We start from the raw sequence: 17,136 nt of genomic DNA, 5'->3' as shown, positions 1-17,136 counted from the left end.
ACCTCACGTATCCCCTCGCGCCGACACCTCAGAAGTCGTTCGGCGAGTAGGGCAGCCGCTCCAGCCCGAACATCGCCCGTGCCTTCTTCGCCGCACCCTCGGTGTTCTCCGTGATCCGCCCGGCCCGCGCGAGGATCACGGGATCGACGCCGCCCAGGTAGAGAGAGCCGAGCTGCGAGACGTCGAGCGTGAGGTCCGGCGCCACGGAGTCCGTGCACTTCTCCGTCCGGCCCGTCCCCGACCCGTCGGCCCGGACCTTGAAGGTGCCGGCAGCGTACCCCATGTCGTCCTCGACCTTGAGCACGAGATCACCGGGGACGTACCAGGGGCGGGAGTCGAGCGCGTCGACGACGTCGAGCACCCGCAGCCACATCCCGTCCTTCTCGGACACGGTCTTCACCAGACGCCGATCGGTGAGCAGCCAGGGCAGGGGCGACTCGAAGGCCGCCTCGTCGTACGTGACGGTGGTCGTGAGGTCGATCGAGGCGAGGAACGACCACAGCGCCGCGTAGGCCTCGTCCGAGATCGCCACGAAGTCGACGACGACCACGTTGCCCTTCTCGTTCCAGCCCTTCGGTGTCTTGTAGGCGACGAATCCGTCGACCTCGCCGTCGGCCGTGTAGTGGAGGGCGGCGCGCACGGCCTTGTCCTCCTTGCCGGTCTCCGGGTCCCACAGGCCGGCGGCGATCTGTGTGTACGCCTCCTGCCGTTCGATCGCGCCGGGTGCGGTGAGCAGGAATTTTCCGAACACCTCGGGCGCGATCCACTCCAGCTCCCGGGCCGGGCAGATCTCGACCCGGCGGTCCGGCTCCACGGCCATCCGGAACCGCGCCGAGGTGTCGACCTCGATCTTCCGCTGGAAGGTCGCGGCACCGAACCCGAAACGGCTGTAGATGCCACCCTCGGTCGCGGTGAGGACCGCCATCGGGAACCCGGAGTCCTTCGCGTCCTGCAGGTTCGCGGTCATCATCGACCGTAGCAGCCCGCGGCGCCGGTGGGTGGGGCGCACCGTGACCGAGGAGATGAGGTGGGCGGGCATGAGATTGCCCCCGCCCACGTGCATCTTCTTGGGGAAGTGCACGAAGGTCGCCACAGGGATCGCGGTGTCGACCGCGTGTTCCGGGGCCTTGTCGGCGTAGACGGCCGTCGCAACGCGACCGTCCTTGACGCCCCGGGCCGCGGAGCTCGCCAGCTCCTCGGCCGTCGGATCAGGGAAGTTGAACCCCAGTCGCACGGCCCGGTACCAGGCGGCGGTGCGGTCGTCAGGGGTGCCGTCGGCGTCGACGGCCACGGGGAATGTCTCGAATCGGTAGGCAGTCACCCGCCCACCGTACCGCTCCCACCGTGTCCCGGGACACATGCGAGGCGTTCCACGGTCCGGAACGACGCCGAGGCGCCCTGCACTTCCGACGGAAGTGCAGGGCGCCTCGGGAGCGGGGAGAGAACTCGCTTTCTCAGGCTCAGCCCTGAGCAGCGGCGGGGTGCCGGGGCCAAAGCGGCATCCAACTCAGCGAGCCGCGGTGCCCTCGACGTAGTCGTCGTCGGAGTCCTTGAGCCAGGCGAACATCTGGCGGAGCTCGCGACCGGTCGTCTCGATCGGGTGCGTCTCCTCCTTGGCGCGCAGCTCCTTGAACTCGGGACCGCCGGCCTTCTGGTCGTCCATGAAGCGCTGGGCGAAGGTGCCGTTCTGGATGTCCGCGAGGACGGCCTTCATGTTCTCCTTGACCTCCGGCGTGATGACGCGGGGGCCGGAGACGTAGTCGCCGTACTCGGCGGTGTCGGAGATCGACCAGCGCTGCTTGGCGATGCCACCCTCGACCATGAGGTCGACGATCAGCTTGAGCTCGTGGAGCACCTCGAAGTAGGCGATCTCCGGCTGGTAGCCGGCCTCGGTGAGGGTCTCGAAGCCGTACTGCACGAGGTGCGAGACGCCACCGCAGAGGACGGTCTGCTCACCGAACAGGTCGGACTCGGTCTCCTCGGTGAAGGTCGACTTGATGCCGCCGGCACGCAGGCCGCCGATGCCCTTCGCGTAGGAGAGGACGGTGTCCCAGGCCTTGCCGGAGGCGTCGACCTCGACGCACACGAGGACCGGCACGCCCCGGCCGTCCACGTACTCACGACGGACGACGTGGCCGGGGCCCTTGGGGGCGATCATGACGACATCGACACCCTCGGGCGCCTGGATGTAGCCGAAGCGGATGTTGAAGCCGTGGGCGAAGGCGAGCGTGTCGCCGTCCTTGAGGTTCGGCTTGATCTCGGTCTCGTAGATCTCCGCCTGGACCTGGTCCGGGGCGAGGATCATGATGACGTCGGCCCACTCGGAGACCTCGGCGGGGGTCCCGACCGTCAGGCCCTGCGCTTCGGCCTTGTCGCGGCTCTTCGAGCCCTCGGCCAGGCCGATCCGCACGTCCACACCGGAGTCACGGAGGGACAGGGAGTGGGCGTGGCCCTGCGAGCCGAAGCCGATGACGGCGACCTTCTTGCCCTGGATGACCGAAAGGTCGGCGTCGTCGTCGTAGAAGCGCTCTGCCATGGGAGTTATCTCCTCGGGGATTGTTGCGTGCACCGACCCCGGTCGGGACCGGTCGGAAGTGGTGGTCTGGTTCGGATGTGATGGTACTCACGCGCCCGGGAGGGCACGAATCGTGTCCACCCGGCGGGCGCCTCGTGAGCGGTACGCCGCCGAGGCGCCCTGCCCGCGGGCAGCCCACCGCGGTGGGCACCCGCGGCCGGCCCTCAGTGGCGGAGCACCTTGTCGGAGATCGACTTGGCGCCTCGCCCGATGGCCAGGGAGCCGGACTGGACGATCTCCTTGATGCCGAAGGGTTCGAGCACGGTGTGGAGGGCGTCGAGCTTGGACTGCTCGCCGGTCGCCTCGATGGCCACGGCGTCGGGGGCGACGTCGACGATGTGCGCACGGAACATGTCGACGGTGGCGTTGAGAGCGGCCCGTGCCTGGGCATCGGCCTTCACCTTGAAGATCATGTGCGCACGGGTCACGGACGCCTCGGGTTCGAGTTCCACGATCTTGATGACGTTCACGAGCTTGTTGAGCTGCTTGGTCACCTGCTCCAGCGGGACGTCGGTCACGTCGACGACGACGGTGATCCGCGAGAGCCCCTCGCGTTCCGTGGTGCCCACGGCCAGCGAGTGGATGTTGAAGCCACGCCGGGCGATGAGTCCGGCGAAGCGTGCGAGCACGCCGGGCTTGTCCTCGACGAGCACGGACAGTGTGTGGCGGGTCGTGGTGCTCATGCCCGATCCTCCTCGGTCGGCGTGGGGTACGTGCTCGGGGTGTCGTGTGCGGCATCGGCCGTCTCGGTGCCCGAGGCGTCGGCCGCGGCAGCGGCTGCGGCCGACGCCTCCGCGGCGCGGGTGTGCGTGACGCTCTTCATCTCGTGCGCGACGCTGCCCTCGACCCCGGCGGCCCCGCCGGAGAAGTCGGGCTGCAGGTCACGGGCGTACTGGATCTCGTCGTTGCTCACGCCGGCGGCGACCATCGGCCACACCATGGCGTCCGGCGGGACGGTGAAGTCGATGACGACCGGGCGGTCGTTCGTCTCCAGGGCCTGCTGGATCGCGGCGTCGACGTCGGCGTTCGAGTCGACCCGCAGGCCCAGGCAGCCGTAGGACTCGGCGAGTTTGACGAAGTCGGGGATCCGCACCGTCTCGTGACCGGTGTTGAGGTCCGAGTTCGAGTACCGACCCTCGTAGAACAGGGTCTGCCACTGGCGGACCATGCCGAGCGAGGAGTTGTTGATGACCGCGACCTTGATCGGGATGTCGTTGATCGCGCAGGTGGCGAGCTCCTGGTTGGTCATCTGGAAGCAGCCGTCGCCGTCGATCGCCCACACGGTGCGCTCGGGCTCGCCGACCTTGGCCCCCATGGCCGCCGGCACCGCGTAGCCCATGGTCCCGGCACCACCGGAGTTGAGCCAGGCACCGGGGCGTTCGAACTGCAGGAACTGGCTCGACCACATCTGGTGCTGGCCGACACCCGCGGCGAACACGCCCTCCGGGCCGGTGAGTGCGGCGATCCGCTCGATCACGTACTCGGGGTCGCACAGGCCGGACTCGGTGTGGTCGTAGCCGAGCGGGTAGGTCTTCCGCCAGATGTCCACCTGGGTCCACCACGCACTGTGGGAGTCCTCGAGCGCCTCGGGCACGCGGGTGCGGAACTCGTAGAGCAGGTCGTCGAGGACATGGGCGGCATCACCGACGATCGGCACGTCGACGTCGCGGTTCTTGCCGATCTCCGCCGGGTCGATGTCCGCGTGGACCACCTTGGCATACGGCGCGAAGGAGTCGAGATCACCGGTCACGCGGTCGTCGAACCGGGCACCGATCGCGATGAGCAGGTCCGCCTTCTGCATGGCGCCGACCGCCGCCACCGAGCCGTGCATGCCGGGCATGCCCAGGTGCTGCGGGTGGGAGTCCGGGAAGGCACCGAGGCCCATGAGGGTCGTGACGACGGGGATCCGGGTCGCCTCGGCGAGCTTGATCAGTTCGTCCTGGGCGCGGGACCGGACCACGCCACCGCCGATGTAGAGGACGGGGCGTTCGGCTGCCGCGATCATCTTCGCGGCGGCGCGGATCTGCTTGGTGTGCGGCTTCGTCACCGGCTTGTAGCCCGGCAGTTCCTCCGTCTCCGGCCACACGAAGGGCACCGCGGTCTGCTGCGCGTCCTTCGTCACGTCGACGAGCACCGGACCGGGGCGTCCGGTCGAGGCGATGTGGTAGGCGTTCCGGATGGCCTGCGGGACGTCCTCGGCCCGCGTCACCAGGTAGCTGTGCTTGGTCACCGGCATCGTCATGCCCACGATGTCCGCTTCCTGGAAGGCGTCGGTGCCCAACAGGCGCGAGCTCTGCTGACCGGTGATCGCCAGCAGCGGGACGGAGTCCATGTGGGCGTCGGCGATCGCGGTCACCAGGTTCGTGGCACCCGGACCGGAGGTCGCCATGCACACGCCCACCCGGTTGGTCGCGGCGGCGTAGCCCTCGGCGGCGTGACCGGCGCCCTGCTCGTGGCGGACGAGGACGTGGTTGATCTTCTCGGAGTCGAGGAGCGTGTCGTAGGTGGGGAGGATGGTGCCACCGGGCAGTCCGAAGACCGTGTCGACGCCCAGCAGCTCGAGGCTGCGGACGATGGCCTGGGCACCGGTGAGGACCTCGGGGGTCTCCGGCGACGCGGACCTGATGGTGGCCGGGGTGGGCGTCGGCCTCGCGGCCGGGGCATTCGCTGCCATGGTGTCTCCTGTGACTCCGGTGGTGTCGGTTCGGTGGTCGGGCCCGCCGTCCCCGGGGGTGACCGGTTCACGGTGGGTGGTGCCCGTCGTCCCGACGGATGCATCTGCGTGGGCTCCCTCATTCCCGGGGTGTCCGGTCATGAAAAACGCCCCGGCCGGTTTCGGCGGGGCGCGCGGGACGTCGTCGTGCGACAGCTCTACGGGGTCTCCGCGCGCTGGGTAATGACGACGACAAGAAGCTTGTGCATGCCGTGAACTGTAGTCGCTCACGTTTCGGTCGCGTCAACCGTCGTCGCATTTTTCCCGACATGCGAGACGCGAAAATGAGACAACCGAGTGATCCAGGGCACTCCCCCGCGGTCGAGGTGCGGCACCCTCCCCCGCCCCCGAGGCGCCCTGCAGTTCAGATGAGAACTGCAGGGCGCCTCGGGCGCGGTGTCAGGCGGAGCGGTGGGGTGCCGGGGCTGGGGCGGCGTCAGGCGGAGCGGTGGGGTGCCGGGGCGAGGGCGGTATCAGGCGGAGCGGAGGCGCTCGACGCGGGCGTCGTGGGCGGCGCGGAAGTGCTCGCGGGTGAACTCGCGGGCGGAGTCTACGTCCTGGGCGGCGATCGCGGCGAGGATGCGGGAGTGTTCCTCGACGGTCTCCTGCCAGCGGTCGTCGTCGACGAGCGGCGAGGACCGCGGGTGGTGGACGGGGTGGGCGACGGCGCGTTCGAGGAGTTCCTCGAGGACGGTGTGGTGGGCGGCGTGCCAGAGGGCCCGGTGGAAGGCGATGTCACGGAGGACCCGGTCGGTGACGGCGACCTCGGCGGGTGCGTCGGCGCGGTCGCGGTGGACCAGGTCCTCGGCGCGGATGAGGTCCTCCAGGCGACGTCCCCGGGCGGCGTGGGCGACGAGTTCGATCTCCAGGAGTTCCCACACCTCGAAGACCTGCTGGGCGGTACTGCTGTCGACCTCGGGGACGAAGAGGCTGCGGCCCTTCCGCACGGCGAAGCCGGACTGTTCGAGGACGGTGAGGGCCTCGCGGACGGGGGTGCGGGAGACGCCGAAGCGCTCGGCGAGCAACACCTCGCGCAGGGGCGTGCCCGGGGCGATGACACCGGTGAGGATCTCGCCGGTGAGCTCTTCGCGGATGGTCTCTCGGTCGTGTCGGCTCACGGGACGAATCTACCGCCCGGGCCGGTGGGGTGACCGGAGGTGACGGACGGGTCGACGGACCCGGGGTGACGACGCCCACGGAATTGGTGTCCGTGACGCGCTGTATCGTGCATCACGTGCTCTCCCTCCTCCGTTTCTGGCCGGACATCCGGCGGAAGTTGTACGTCTATCTGACGATCATCGCACTGACCTTCCTGGCCAACGCGATCTCCCTGTTCGTCCCCACGCTCACGGGTGCGGTGGTCGACGGACCGATCGCCGACCGCGACCTCGGGGCACTGTGGCCCTATGTGCTCGCGGTGCTCGGCATCGGCGTGGCGGAGGCCGTGGCGATCTGGGGCCGGCGCATGATCGCCGCCCGGGTCGTCTCCCAGTGGGAGATCACGTGGCGATCCCGGATCTTCGACCGCCTGCAGTACCTGTCGGTCGGCGTCCACGACTCCTGGGAGTCCGGACAGTTGCTCTCGCGCGCCATCCAGGACATGTCGCAGTTGCGCCGATTCTTCGCGTTCGGCGCCCCCTTCCTCCTCTCCACCCCCTTCGTCGTGCTCACCGGGATCATCGTCCTCACGGTGATGGAGCCCTTGTTCGGGCTGTTCGCACTCCTCATGGCCGTGCCGATGGCGGCCGGGATCGCGGTGTTCAACACCCGCTACCGCGTGATGTCGCGCGAGTCGCAGGACACCATGGGCGTCATCTCGACCCAGGTGGAGGAATCGATCCAGGGCATCCGCGTCATCAAGGCCTTCGGGCGGGCACCATGGGTGGCCGAACGGTTCCGCGAGATCTCCCAGCAGTTGCGCTCGATCGAGGTCCGCAAGTCGTTCCTCGACTCGTGGTTGTGGTCGGGCACCATGACGATCCCGCGTCTGGCCATGATGGCGACGCTGGCCTTCGGCACCTGGGGTGTGATCTCCGGGTGGACGACCGTCGGCACGGTGGTCGCCGGCGTCACCCTCATCATGGTCATCCGGATCCCGGTCGAGATGCTCGGGTTCCTGCTCTCCGACGCGATCATGGCCGGCACCGCCGCCCAGCGGTACTGGGAGGTCATGGACACGACCTACGACATCACGGACACCGACGGGGACATCTCCGACACCCCACCGGCCCGGGAGTACCGCGGGGTCCTGGAGTTCGAGGACGCCTCCTTCCGGTTCCCCGACGCCACGGACGACGTCCTCTGCCACGTGGACCTGCGGATCGAACCGGGTGAGACGGTCGCGCTCGTCGGCTCGACCGGTTCCGGCAAGACCGCCCTGGCCGCCCTCGTGCCACGCCTGCATGACGTGACGGACGGTGTGCTGCGGGTGGACGGCACGGACATCCGGGACCTGCCGGTGAACGAACTGCGCCGGATCGTCTCCGTGAGCTTCGAGGAACCGATCCTCTTCTCCGCCTCCGTCCGCGAGAACGTGGCCATGGGTGCGCCCGGATCGACCGAGGAGGAGATCTGGCAGGCCTTGGAGATCAGTCAGGCCGCCAGGTTCGTCCGGGACCTGCCGGACGGCCTCGACACCGAGGTCGGAGAGCAGGGCCTGTCCCTGTCCGGCGGTCAGCGTCAACGTCTGGCCCTGTCACGGGCGGTGATCGGTAGACCACGGATCCTCGTCCTCGACGATCCCCTGTCGGCCGTCGACGTCGCCACGGAGGAGAGGGTGCAGCGGGCGCTCAGGGAGGTCCTCGCGGACTCGACGACGCTCATCGTCGCCCACCGGCCCTCGACGACGGCCCTGGCCGACCGGGTCGCGGTCCTGGAGAACGGGCGGATCGTGGCGCTCGGCCCGCACGAGGAGCTCCTGCGCACCAGCGACGTCTACCGGGAACTCATGGGCGCCCAGGCGCTCGCGCAGGCACACGAGGAGTCCGTGGCCCGGGGGCGGGACGCGGCCGAGGTACACGAGGAGGGCGCACGATGAGGGGCTTCCGGGAGGAATCCGAGGCCGAGGACCTGCCGCCGGACATCGCGCGGAAGGCGCGGCGGCTGCTGTGGTCGCTCACGCGTCCGCACCTGCTCGGCGCCTTCTTCCTCGCACTCGTCACGCTCGTCTCGCTCGTCACCGCGGTGCTCGACCCGATCTTCGTCGCCGCGGCCCTCGACACGGGTCTGCCCGCGGCGGTCGCCGGGGACACTACCCCGCTCGTCACCGCAATCGCCGGGTTCGTGGGGGTCACGCTCGTCGCGGGCGCCTCGATGTGGGCGTCGCAGCGGATCATCGGTGTGCTCGCGCAGCGGATCATGTTCGACCTGCGCCGGCGGGTGTTCCTCCACACGCAGCGTCTGGACCTCGGATATCACGAGAAGCAGACTTCGGGGCGGTTGGTGTCTCGGCAGACCTCCGACATGGAGTCGGTGCAGCAGTTCCTCTCGCAGTCGCTCATCGACGCGATCATGTCGGTCGGCCAGATGCTGTTCATCGCGGTGATCCTCGTCGTCATGGACTGGAAGCTCGCACTCGTCGTGTTCACCGGGTTCGTCCCGCTCGTGTTCATCACCATCGCCGCGCAGAAGACGCAACGCACGGCCTTCCGGAAGACCCGGACCTCGATCGCCAAGGTGATCGTCCACTTCGTCGAGACGATGGGCGGCATCCGCGCCGTCCAGGCCTTCCGTCGGCAGCCGCACGGCCGGGATCGCCTGAGCGAGGAGGACGAGAAGTACCGCGACGCCAACACGGACGCACTGCGCGGTGTCGCCTGGTTCTCCGGGTCCACCCGCCTGGTCGGCAACCTCAGCCAGACGCTCGTGATCGCGCTCGGGGCGTGGTTCGTCATCGAGGACTGGACGCAGGTGGGCGTGCTCGCGGCGTTCATCCTCTACCTTCGTCGGTTCTACGGGCCGCTCGACGAGCTCGTCATGATGCTCAACATGTACCAGTCCGCCTCGGCTGCGCTGGAGAAGATCGCCGCCGTGCTCGACGTCGACCCGGTCATCTCCGATCCGACCGAGCCCCGTGCCCTGCCGGAGCGCGCCCCGGAGGCGGACAAGGGCCGAGAGCTCGACTTCCGGGGCGTGCGGTTCAGTTACGGCGGGGACACCGACGTGCTGCCGATCTTCGACCTCACGATCGACGCCGGGCAGACCGTCGCGCTCGTCGGGGCCACCGGTGCCGGCAAGTCGACCCTCGTCAAACTCGTCACCCGCTTCTACGACCCCACCGAGGGAGCCGTCACCCTCGACGGCGTGGACCTGCGTGACCTGGCGGACGCGGACCTGCGCCGGTCCGTCGTCATGGTCACCCAGGAGTCCTTCCTCATCAGTGGCACGATCGCCGACAACATCCGGGTCGGACGCCCCGAGGCCACCGACGAGGATGTCCGCGCCGCCGGCCGCGCGGTGGGTCTGGACGAGTACGTCATGCGCCTGCCGGAGGGCTACGACACCGACGTGAAGAAACGCGGTGGGCGGTTGAGTTCCGGGCAGCGGCAGCTCGTGTCCTTCGCCCGGGTGTTCCTCGCGGACCCGGACGTGGTGGTCCTCGACGAGGCGACCGCCCACCTGGACATCCCCTCGGAGCGCCTGGTCCAGAACGCACTGGAGACGGTGCTCGCCGGGCGCACGGCGATCATCATCGCCCACCGCCTGTCCACGGTCGAGATCGCGCACCGCGTCCTCGTCATGGACGCCGGTCGGATCATCGAGGACGGGGCGCCCGCGGACCTCATCGGCGGCACGGGCCGGTTCGCCGCGCTCCACCAGGCCTGGAGGGACTCCCTGGTCTGAGGAACGTCCTGGTCCGCTTCACGGTCACCAGGTGCTGGAGAATCTGCGGTACCGCATTCAGCTGCTGCAAGATCTGCGATTTCGCGCCGCGAAGTCGCAGATCTTCCAGCAGCTGATCTCGCTCACCTTCGGTTTCCCCGCGCACAACTGGCTCGATGTAAATGATCCTTGACATGGGATGTACAGGATCCTTAACATTTTCCATGTCAAGAATCATTTACATCCCGAGGACGGTGCCATGCCTGAACTCGATGTCGGGGCCGTCACCGTCAAGGCCGCCCGCAAAGAGGCCGGACTCACGCAGGCGCACCTGGCGCAGCGCGTCGGCGTCTCCCGGCAGACGGTCATCTCGATCGAACGCGGTGACTACGCACCGAGTGTCTACCTCGCCCTGCGGATCGCCCGGGAACTCCGGACGAGCGTCGAACGCCTCTTCCCGCTCGACTGACCGTCCCACGCCTCTTCTCCACGCACTTTCTTCACACCTCGGAGGACCACCATGAACGCCCTCACCTCGGACCCCAACCGCCTGGCCAACTCCTTCGCAGGCCTCCACGACCCGTCCATGGGTGACGAACGCGAGCGCGAGGTCGTCATGCGCGCCTACGTCTTCGCCTATGTGCTCGGCACCCTGCTCGCCGGGGTCGCGGCCATCGTCCTCGTCGCCACCGGTGCGGGGTTCCTCTCGCTCCTGCCCGTCTTCGTGTTCAGCGCTGCCGCCTGGGCTGCGATCTGGTACGCGGGCCGGGAGAAGGTCGACCTCGCAGATCTCGCCGGGTCCGCCACCCGCGGTCGCCGGGTCGCCACGAGCGCGGTCACCCTCGTGATCGTGGCCATCTGGGTCGCGCTCTACGTCTTCCACCTGGCGAACGGCCGCCCCTTCCTGCAGCTGTCCCTCGGCGTGGGCGACGACTTCTCCGGCAGCACGGCCGCCGGAATGGCCTACGGCGCCGCCGTCGGCGTGTTCGGCGTCTGGATCGCCCGGACCCTCCACCGCCGGTCCGTTCGACGCCGCGCCATCGACGAGGCCGAGGCACCCGACGAGGACTGAACTCGACGCCGCCCGAACCCCGGCACCCCACCGAGGACTGATCTTCGAACCGCCCACGTGGACGCGCTATGTGATCCGGACGCGCTATTTGGCCAAATACACCGTCCGCGCCAAATAGCGCGTCGGCCGATGTCAGCCCACCACCCGTCCGTCCCACCCGATTCCCATGCTCGCCGGTCCCGTTCCATGGGAGTCTTGGTGGATGGACACCTCGCACTCTCCGCTCACCCCTACTCCGCTCACCCACGCAGTCCGCGCCGCGGTGAACGTCGGCTCCGGGCTCCTCGCCTACACGCGTCCCTCCGACGTCCCCGCGAAGTTCCGCTGGGCCCACCGCCTCGCCTACTCGGTGGCGAACGGCGCCGCCTCCTACGTGGTCGGCAAGAAGGTCTACACCGGCCGTGACGACCTGCCGATCTCCACCCCCGGCGACGACTCCGGCGCCACCCGGTCGATCGACGTGGCGGGTACGCGTGTCGACACCGATCTCCTGTGGGCCGCCGGTACCACCGCGCTCACCTGGGTCTCCTACGACGTCGCCTTCCGGATCACCGAGAAGACCGACGATCTCCTCACGCGCCTCCACGTCCCGGCACCCCGCCTGCTCGGGGCGCTGGCGACGACCGCGCTCATGTACGGCGTCACCGCGCTCATCGACCGTGCCCCGGCGGACGACCCGGCCCCCGCCGATCTCGACGACGCCACCTCCCCGGACGAGACCTCCACCGAGGGGGACACCACCGAGGACACCGCCGCCACCCCCGCCGCCGAGGCGCCCTCCCCCACCCACACCACCACCGCGGGTACCCCGTCGGCGGACGAGGAGGACCCGGACGCGCTCGTCGCGGCAGAGCACGGATACCCCGAGGAGGACGCGGAGGAACCGGTCACGGAATCGACCGACCCGTTGCTCGCCTCGACGGTCGACCCGGAGGACGCGGGCCGCGACAGCCTGGAGGCCGGCACGGACCCGGAGACCGGTACGGCCTGAACCGCCCACCCGCCGATCCGGCCGTGTTCCCGGTACCCGCGTCCCTTCCGTCACCCGGCGTTCCGCTTCTCACGGCGGAACCGGACCGATGGGGAAGAACTGTGTCGGTGGCAGGGCGTAGAGTGCTGTCCGGCACGAACCCCTGAAGCGAAAGGTGGACATGCATGTCCGTCCCCACCCTCACCCTGAACGACGGCAAGACGATCCCTCAGCTGGGATTCGGCGTCTTCAAGGTGGACCCGGCCGAGACCGAGCGCATCGTCCTCGACGCGCTCGAGGTCGGCTACCGCCACATCGACACCGCTGCCATCTACGGCAACGAGGAAGGCGTCGGCGCGGCGCTGAAGAAGTCGGGCATCCCGCGTGACGAGCTGTTCATCACCACCAAGCTGTGGAACGACCGCCGCGGCAAGGAGGACGCCACCAAGGCCCTCGACGAGTCTCTCACCAAGCTGGGACTCGACCACGTCGACCTCTACCTCATCCACTGGCCCACCCCGGCCAGCGACAAGGTCATCGAGACCTGGGAGACCTTCGGCGAGTTCCGCGAGAAGGGCCTGGCCACCTCCATCGGTGTCTCGAACTTCGACCACCGCTACCTGCCGGCCGTGCTCGAGACCGGTCTGATCCCGGCCGTCGACCAGATCGAGCTGCACCCGCAGTTCCAGCAGCGCGAGTCGCTGCAGCTGCTGGCCGACAACGACATCAAGATCGAGGCCTGGGGCCCGCTCGGCCAGGGCAAGGTCGACTACGCAGGCGCTCCGGCCATCCAGGAGATCGCCGAGGCCACGGGCAAGACCTGGGCCCAGGTCGTCGTCCGCTGGCACCTGGACAAGGGCAACATCGTGTTCCCCAAGTCCAACCGCAAGGAGCGCATGGCGGAGAACTTCGACGTCCTCGACTTCTCGCTCTCCGCCGACCAGGTCGCCGCGATCGACGCCCTCGACAAGAACGAGCGCGTCTCCGCCGACCCCGCCGAGGTCAACTGAGCACCCTCACGCACTCACCTGCGTGACCCGGCGGCGTGAGGTCGGATCCCGTCCTCCCTCCCCCGCTCCCGAGGCGCCGGCTCCCGTTCCGATGAGAACGGAAGCCGGCGCCTCGACGCGTTCAGGGTCGAAAGCACGGACCGATGTCAACATATCTCTGCTGGCTCGGACTCCTTCCCGACCGTGAGATGCATGAAACGCCTCAGCATGCAGCCCGCGCAGACGACATCTCGAGGCAGATCCCGCATCTCACCTCTGCTCCACCTGTCTCCTTCACCCCGAGCCCAGGGAACCCGCGCTGGTCCGCCCCGAGGCACCCAGCCGTCATGCCAAGGAGGGCGCGGCGTGGAGGTGGCCCCGCACTTGTCATGCCGAGGAGGGGGCGGGGCGGAGAGCTTCCCGAGTGGGTGTGGTGGGCGTACGGAGGCAGTACGAAACCCCCGTGCCGGGACCGCGCAGGACTCGGAACAGGGGTTTCGTACTGCTGGAGTGGGCGGGAGGGAAACTCTCCGCCCCGCCCCCGGCCGTCACCGGAATGGGAGGGGCACCCCACCCCGCGCCCGGCACGTGAAATGCCGACGACAGGGCGCCTGAAGGAGCGGAGGATCAGACGGTGACCGCACCCTTGGAGGCCGACCCCACCGTCTTCGCGTACTTGCCGAGCACGCCGTGCAGGCGGGGATTCTCCGGGATCGTCCAGGTCTTCTTCCGCTCGGCCAGGACCTCCGGTTCGACGTGGAGGTCGATGGTGCGGGCGGCGATGTCGACGGTGATGCGGTCGCCGTCCTCGACGAAGGCGATGGGACCGCCGTCGACCGCCTCGGGGGCGACGTGGCCGATGCACAGGCCGGTCGACCCGCCGGAGAACCGACCGTCGGTGATGAGGAGGACGTCCTTGCCGATCCCGGCACCCTTGATGGCGCCGGTGATGGCGAGCATCTCGCGCATGCCGGGGCCACCCTTGGGGCCCTCGTAACGGATGATGACGACGTCGCCCTTCTTCAGCTCGCCGTTCAGCACCGCGTCCATGGCGGGCTGTTCGCGGTCGAAGACGCGGGCGGTGCCCTCGAAGACGTCCGCGTCGAAGCCGGCGGACTTCACGACGGCGCCTTCGGGGGCGAGCGAGCCGGTGAGCACGGTGAGGCCACCGGTCTTGTGGATCGGGTCGTCCATGGCGCGGAGGATCTTGCCGTCGAGGTCCGGCGGGTTGATCGTCTCGAGGTTCTCCGCGACCGTCTTGCCGGTCACGGTCATGCAGTCGCCGTTGAGCAGCCCCGCGTCGAGGAGCGCCCGCATGACGACGGGGACGCCACCGATCTTGAAGACGTCGTTCATGACGTACTGGCCGAAGGGCTTGACGTTGCCCAAGTGGGGCACCTTGTCGCCGATCCGGTTGAAGTCGTCGAGGTCGAGGTCGACATCGGCCTCGTGCGCGATGGCGAGCAGGTGGAGGACGGCGTTCGTCGAGCCACCGAAGGCCATGACGACGGCGATCGCGTTGAGGAGCGACTCGCGCGTGATGATGTCCTTCGCGGTGATGCCCTGGCGCAGGAGGTTGACGACGGCCTCGCCGGACTGGCGGGCATAGTTGGTGCGCGACCGGTGGATGGCCGGGGGTGCGGCGGAACCGGGCAGGGACATGCCCATCGCCTCGGCCGCGGACGCCATCGTGTTCGCGGTGTACATGCCACCGCAGGCGCCCTCACCGGGGCAGACGGCGCGCTCGATGGCGTCGACGTCGGCCTCGGTCATCTTGCCGGCGCGGCAGGCACCGACCGCTTCGAAGGCGTCGATGAGCGTGACCTCCTTCTCCGAGCCGTCGGAGAGCTTGGCCGTGCCGGGCATGATCGAACCGTTGTAGAGGAAGACCGAGGACAGGCCCAGGCGCGCGGCGGCCATGAGCATTCCCGGGATCGACTTGTCACAGCCGGCCATGAGGACGGAACCGTCCAGTCGTTCGCCGCCGAACACGGTCTCGACGGAGTCGGTGATGACCTCGCGGGACACGAGCGAGTAGTGCATGCCCTCGTGGCCCATGCTGATGCCGTCGGACACCGAGATGGTGCCGAACTCCAGCGGATAACCACCCGCGGCGTGCACGCCCTCCTTGGCGTACCCGGCGAGCTTCTGCAGGGTGAGGTTGCAGGGCGTGATCTCGTTCCACGACGAGGCCACACCGATCTGCGGCTTCTGCCAGTCGTCGTCGCCCATGCCGACGGCCCTGAGCATGCCGCGGGCGGCGGCGCGCTCCAGTCCGTCGGTGACGTCACGCGAGCGGGGTTTGATGTCGACCCCGGGCTTGACGGCGCGCTCGGCGCTGCCGGGGGTTCCGGTGCTGGGGGTGGTGTCTGTGCTCATGACCGCAGCCTACAACCGTCGGTCCACATGCTGGGAACATGATCCGCGATCCGGACTTCACTCTTCGATGACGTTGAGCAGCGGCTGTCCCTTCTGGATGCGCAGGATCTGCTCGGCGAGCAGTTTGACGATGCGCGGCTCGAACGCCTCGGTGTCGCCGCCGACGTGCGGGGTGATGAGGGTGTTCGGCGTGGACCACAGGGGGTGGTCGGCCGGGAGGGGCTCCGGGTCGACGACGTCGAGGGCGGCGCGCAGGCGGCCGGACTCCAGTTCGGCGACGAGCGCGTCGGTGTCGACGACCTTGCCGCGGGCGACGTTGACGACGAGCGCCTTGTCGGGCAGCGCCGCGAGGAACTCCGCGTCGACGAGGCCCCGGGTGGTGGCAGTGAGCGGGGTGATGAGGATGACGACCTCGGCCGTGGGCAGCAGCTGCGGGAGTTCGTCGATGCCGTGGACGGTGCCGTACTCGTCCTCGCGGGCGCGGGTGGCCACCCGGGTGAGGTCGACCTCGAAGGGGAGCAGACGGTCGGTGATCGCCTTGCCGATCCCGCCGACACCGACGAGCAGTACCTTGCGGTCGGCCAGGCCCGGATGACGCAGGTGGCGCCAGCGGTGGTCGGTCATGTCACGGGCGGACTCGTCGATCCCGCGCAGCGAGGTGAGGGTGAGGCCGATGGCGAGTTCGGCGGTCGCGGCGGCGTGGACACCGCTCGCGTTGGCGACCTGCACCTGACCGATCAGGTCCGCGACGATGTCGTAGCCGGTCGACTGCGTGTGGACGACCTTGAGGTTCGGCAGTTCGTCCAGTAGCGGCGCGGTCTTCTGCCCGTTCAGGTACGGCAGGACCACCATGTCGATGTCGGCCTTGCTCACGCCGTCGTCCTGGTGCTCGTGGGACCAGACGGGGAACTCGAGACCGAGCTCCTTGATGTCGGGCACCCGGGCCAGGACGGCGTCGCGGAGTTCGGCGGTGGGGAACGCGATGGTGTGGATGTCGAGGGTCGTCATACCCCGGATTCTGGCACGATCACGACCCCACACGGCAGCCGACGTCCGGCTCCCGGACTCGGTCCGGGCGGAGCCCGCAGCGCCTCAGTCCAGCCGATCGGCGATCGCGCGGCTGATGCGTTGCACCTCGGCTGCGTCCCCCGGACCCAGCGCGGACTCGAAGTACCGGCCGATGAGCCGCCGCTGCACGGCCCCCGCCCGCAGGTACTCCTCCATCCCGTGCGGGGTGAGCGCCACGTAGTGCGCCCGTTTGTCCTCCGGGCAGTCCTGCTTCTCCACCCACCCTTTCTTCCCCAGCACCTGCACGCGGTAGGTCAGACGCGGGGCGGAGAAGACGATCCGGCGGGCCAGCTCGTTCATGCGCAGGCGCCGGTCGGGCGCCTCGACGAGCACGAGGAGGAGGTTGAAGTCCGAGAGCGTCATCCCGGTCTCCGCCTTGAGCTCATCCTCGATGCGGTCGACCAGGCGCTGGCCGGTCTCGAAGTAGGCCCGCCACGCGTCGAGGACGGCGGTCTCCCCCAGCAGACCGGACTGTCCCGGCAGACCGGGCCCACCGATCGGCAGGGACTGCCAGGTCGACGGGAGGGACTGCCCACTCGACGGTTCCAT

The 17,136-nt window shown here is 69.0% G+C and carries 15 protein-coding genes; 7 read left to right on the top strand and 8 right to left on the bottom strand.

Going from position 1 to position 17,136, the window contains the following annotated elements; genetic code table 11:
* Nucleotides 1-28: 28 nt before the first annotated feature.
* The 5 genes from AAD496_RS04765 to AAD496_RS04745 all read right to left on the bottom strand — a co-directional run bounded on the left by AAD496_RS04765 (nucleotide 29) and on the right by AAD496_RS04745 (nucleotide 6,406).
* Nucleotides 29-1,321, bottom strand: a complete 1,293-nt coding sequence (locus AAD496_RS04765; RefSeq protein WP_349827507.1) for a GNAT family N-acetyltransferase — start codon at nucleotides 1,319-1,321, stop codon at nucleotides 29-31.
* A 186-nt stretch (nucleotides 1,322-1,507) separates the two neighbouring features.
* Nucleotides 1,508-2,536, bottom strand: coding sequence for a ketol-acid reductoisomerase (gene ilvC, locus AAD496_RS04760; RefSeq protein WP_349827506.1), 1,029 nt, complete (start codon nucleotides 2,534-2,536; stop codon nucleotides 1,508-1,510).
* A 203-nt stretch (nucleotides 2,537-2,739) separates the two neighbouring features.
* Nucleotides 2,740-3,258 carry an acetolactate synthase small subunit gene (gene ilvN, locus AAD496_RS04755; RefSeq protein WP_349827505.1) on the bottom strand — a complete coding sequence of 173 codons (519 nt, stop codon included), beginning with the start codon at nucleotides 3,256-3,258 and terminating at the stop codon, nucleotides 2,740-2,742.
* Complete coding sequence (locus tag AAD496_RS04750) at nucleotides 3,255-5,249, bottom strand: acetolactate synthase large subunit (RefSeq protein ID WP_349827503.1); 1,995 nt, start codon at nucleotides 5,247-5,249, stop codon at nucleotides 3,255-3,257. The genes ilvN and AAD496_RS04750 overlap by 4 nt, the downstream gene beginning before the upstream one ends.
* A 512-nt stretch (nucleotides 5,250-5,761) precedes the next feature.
* Nucleotides 5,762-6,406 carry a GntR family transcriptional regulator gene (locus AAD496_RS04745; RefSeq protein ID WP_349827502.1) on the bottom strand — a complete coding sequence of 215 codons (645 nt, stop codon included), beginning with the start codon at nucleotides 6,404-6,406 and terminating at the stop codon, nucleotides 5,762-5,764.
* Nucleotides 6,407-6,522: 116 nt separating this feature from the next.
* On the opposite strand from AAD496_RS04745, the gene AAD496_RS04740 reads away from it, so the two are divergent.
* From AAD496_RS04740 to AAD496_RS04710, 7 genes are all read left to right on the top strand, one after another.
* Nucleotides 6,523-8,325 carry an ABC transporter ATP-binding protein gene (locus AAD496_RS04740; RefSeq protein ID WP_349827500.1) on the top strand — a complete coding sequence of 601 codons (1,803 nt, stop codon included), beginning with the start codon at nucleotides 6,523-6,525 and terminating at the stop codon, nucleotides 8,323-8,325.
* Nucleotides 8,322-10,130 (top strand): ABC transporter ATP-binding protein, encoded by a 1,809-nt coding sequence (locus AAD496_RS04735; RefSeq protein ID WP_349827499.1) that lies wholly within the window; start codon nucleotides 8,322-8,324, stop codon nucleotides 10,128-10,130. Before AAD496_RS04740 ends, AAD496_RS04735 begins: the two co-directional genes overlap by 4 nt.
* Before the next feature lie 31 nt (nucleotides 10,131-10,161).
* Nucleotides 10,162-10,302, top strand: coding sequence for a hypothetical protein (locus AAD496_RS04730; RefSeq protein ID WP_349827497.1), 141 nt, complete (start codon nucleotides 10,162-10,164; stop codon nucleotides 10,300-10,302).
* 66 nt (nucleotides 10,303-10,368) lie between these two features.
* Entirely contained in the window at nucleotides 10,369-10,578 is a 210-nt protein-coding gene (locus AAD496_RS04725; protein WP_349827495.1) for a helix-turn-helix transcriptional regulator, read from the top strand.
* Between the two features lie 51 nt (nucleotides 10,579-10,629).
* Entirely contained in the window at nucleotides 10,630-11,181 is a 552-nt protein-coding gene (locus AAD496_RS04720) for a hypothetical protein (RefSeq protein ID WP_349827494.1), read from the top strand.
* A gap of 202 nt (nucleotides 11,182-11,383) precedes the next feature.
* Entirely contained in the window at nucleotides 11,384-12,172 is a 789-nt protein-coding gene (locus AAD496_RS04715) for a hypothetical protein (protein ID WP_349827492.1), read from the top strand.
* Nucleotides 12,173-12,336: 164 nt separating this feature from the next.
* Nucleotides 12,337-13,161: an aldo/keto reductase gene (locus AAD496_RS04710; RefSeq protein WP_349827491.1), complete on the top strand. Its 825-nt coding sequence runs from the start codon at nucleotides 12,337-12,339 to the stop codon at nucleotides 13,159-13,161.
* 606 nt (nucleotides 13,162-13,767) lie between these two features.
* Here AAD496_RS04710 and ilvD read toward each other — a convergent pair.
* The 3 genes from ilvD to AAD496_RS04695 form a co-directional block, all read right to left on the bottom strand.
* The gene (ilvD, locus tag AAD496_RS04705) at nucleotides 13,768-15,519 is read right to left on the bottom strand and encodes a dihydroxy-acid dehydratase (protein ID WP_349827490.1); all 1,752 of its coding nucleotides are present in this window, start codon (nucleotides 15,517-15,519) and stop codon (nucleotides 13,768-13,770) included.
* Between the two features lie 57 nt (nucleotides 15,520-15,576).
* Nucleotides 15,577-16,527, bottom strand: coding sequence for a 2-hydroxyacid dehydrogenase (locus AAD496_RS04700; RefSeq protein WP_349827489.1), 951 nt, complete (start codon nucleotides 16,525-16,527; stop codon nucleotides 15,577-15,579).
* Between the two features lie 84 nt (nucleotides 16,528-16,611).
* Nucleotides 16,612-17,136 (bottom strand): MarR family winged helix-turn-helix transcriptional regulator, encoded by a 525-nt coding sequence (locus tag AAD496_RS04695; protein WP_349827488.1) that lies wholly within the window; start codon nucleotides 17,134-17,136, stop codon nucleotides 16,612-16,614.

The organism is Brevibacterium litoralis, assembly GCF_040212315.1.
Taxonomy (GTDB): Bacteria; Actinomycetota; Actinomycetes; order Actinomycetales; family Brevibacteriaceae; genus Brevibacterium; species Brevibacterium litoralis.
The sequence above is the reverse complement of the archived record's forward strand: the minus strand, read 5'-3'. Positions and strand labels throughout refer to the sequence as shown.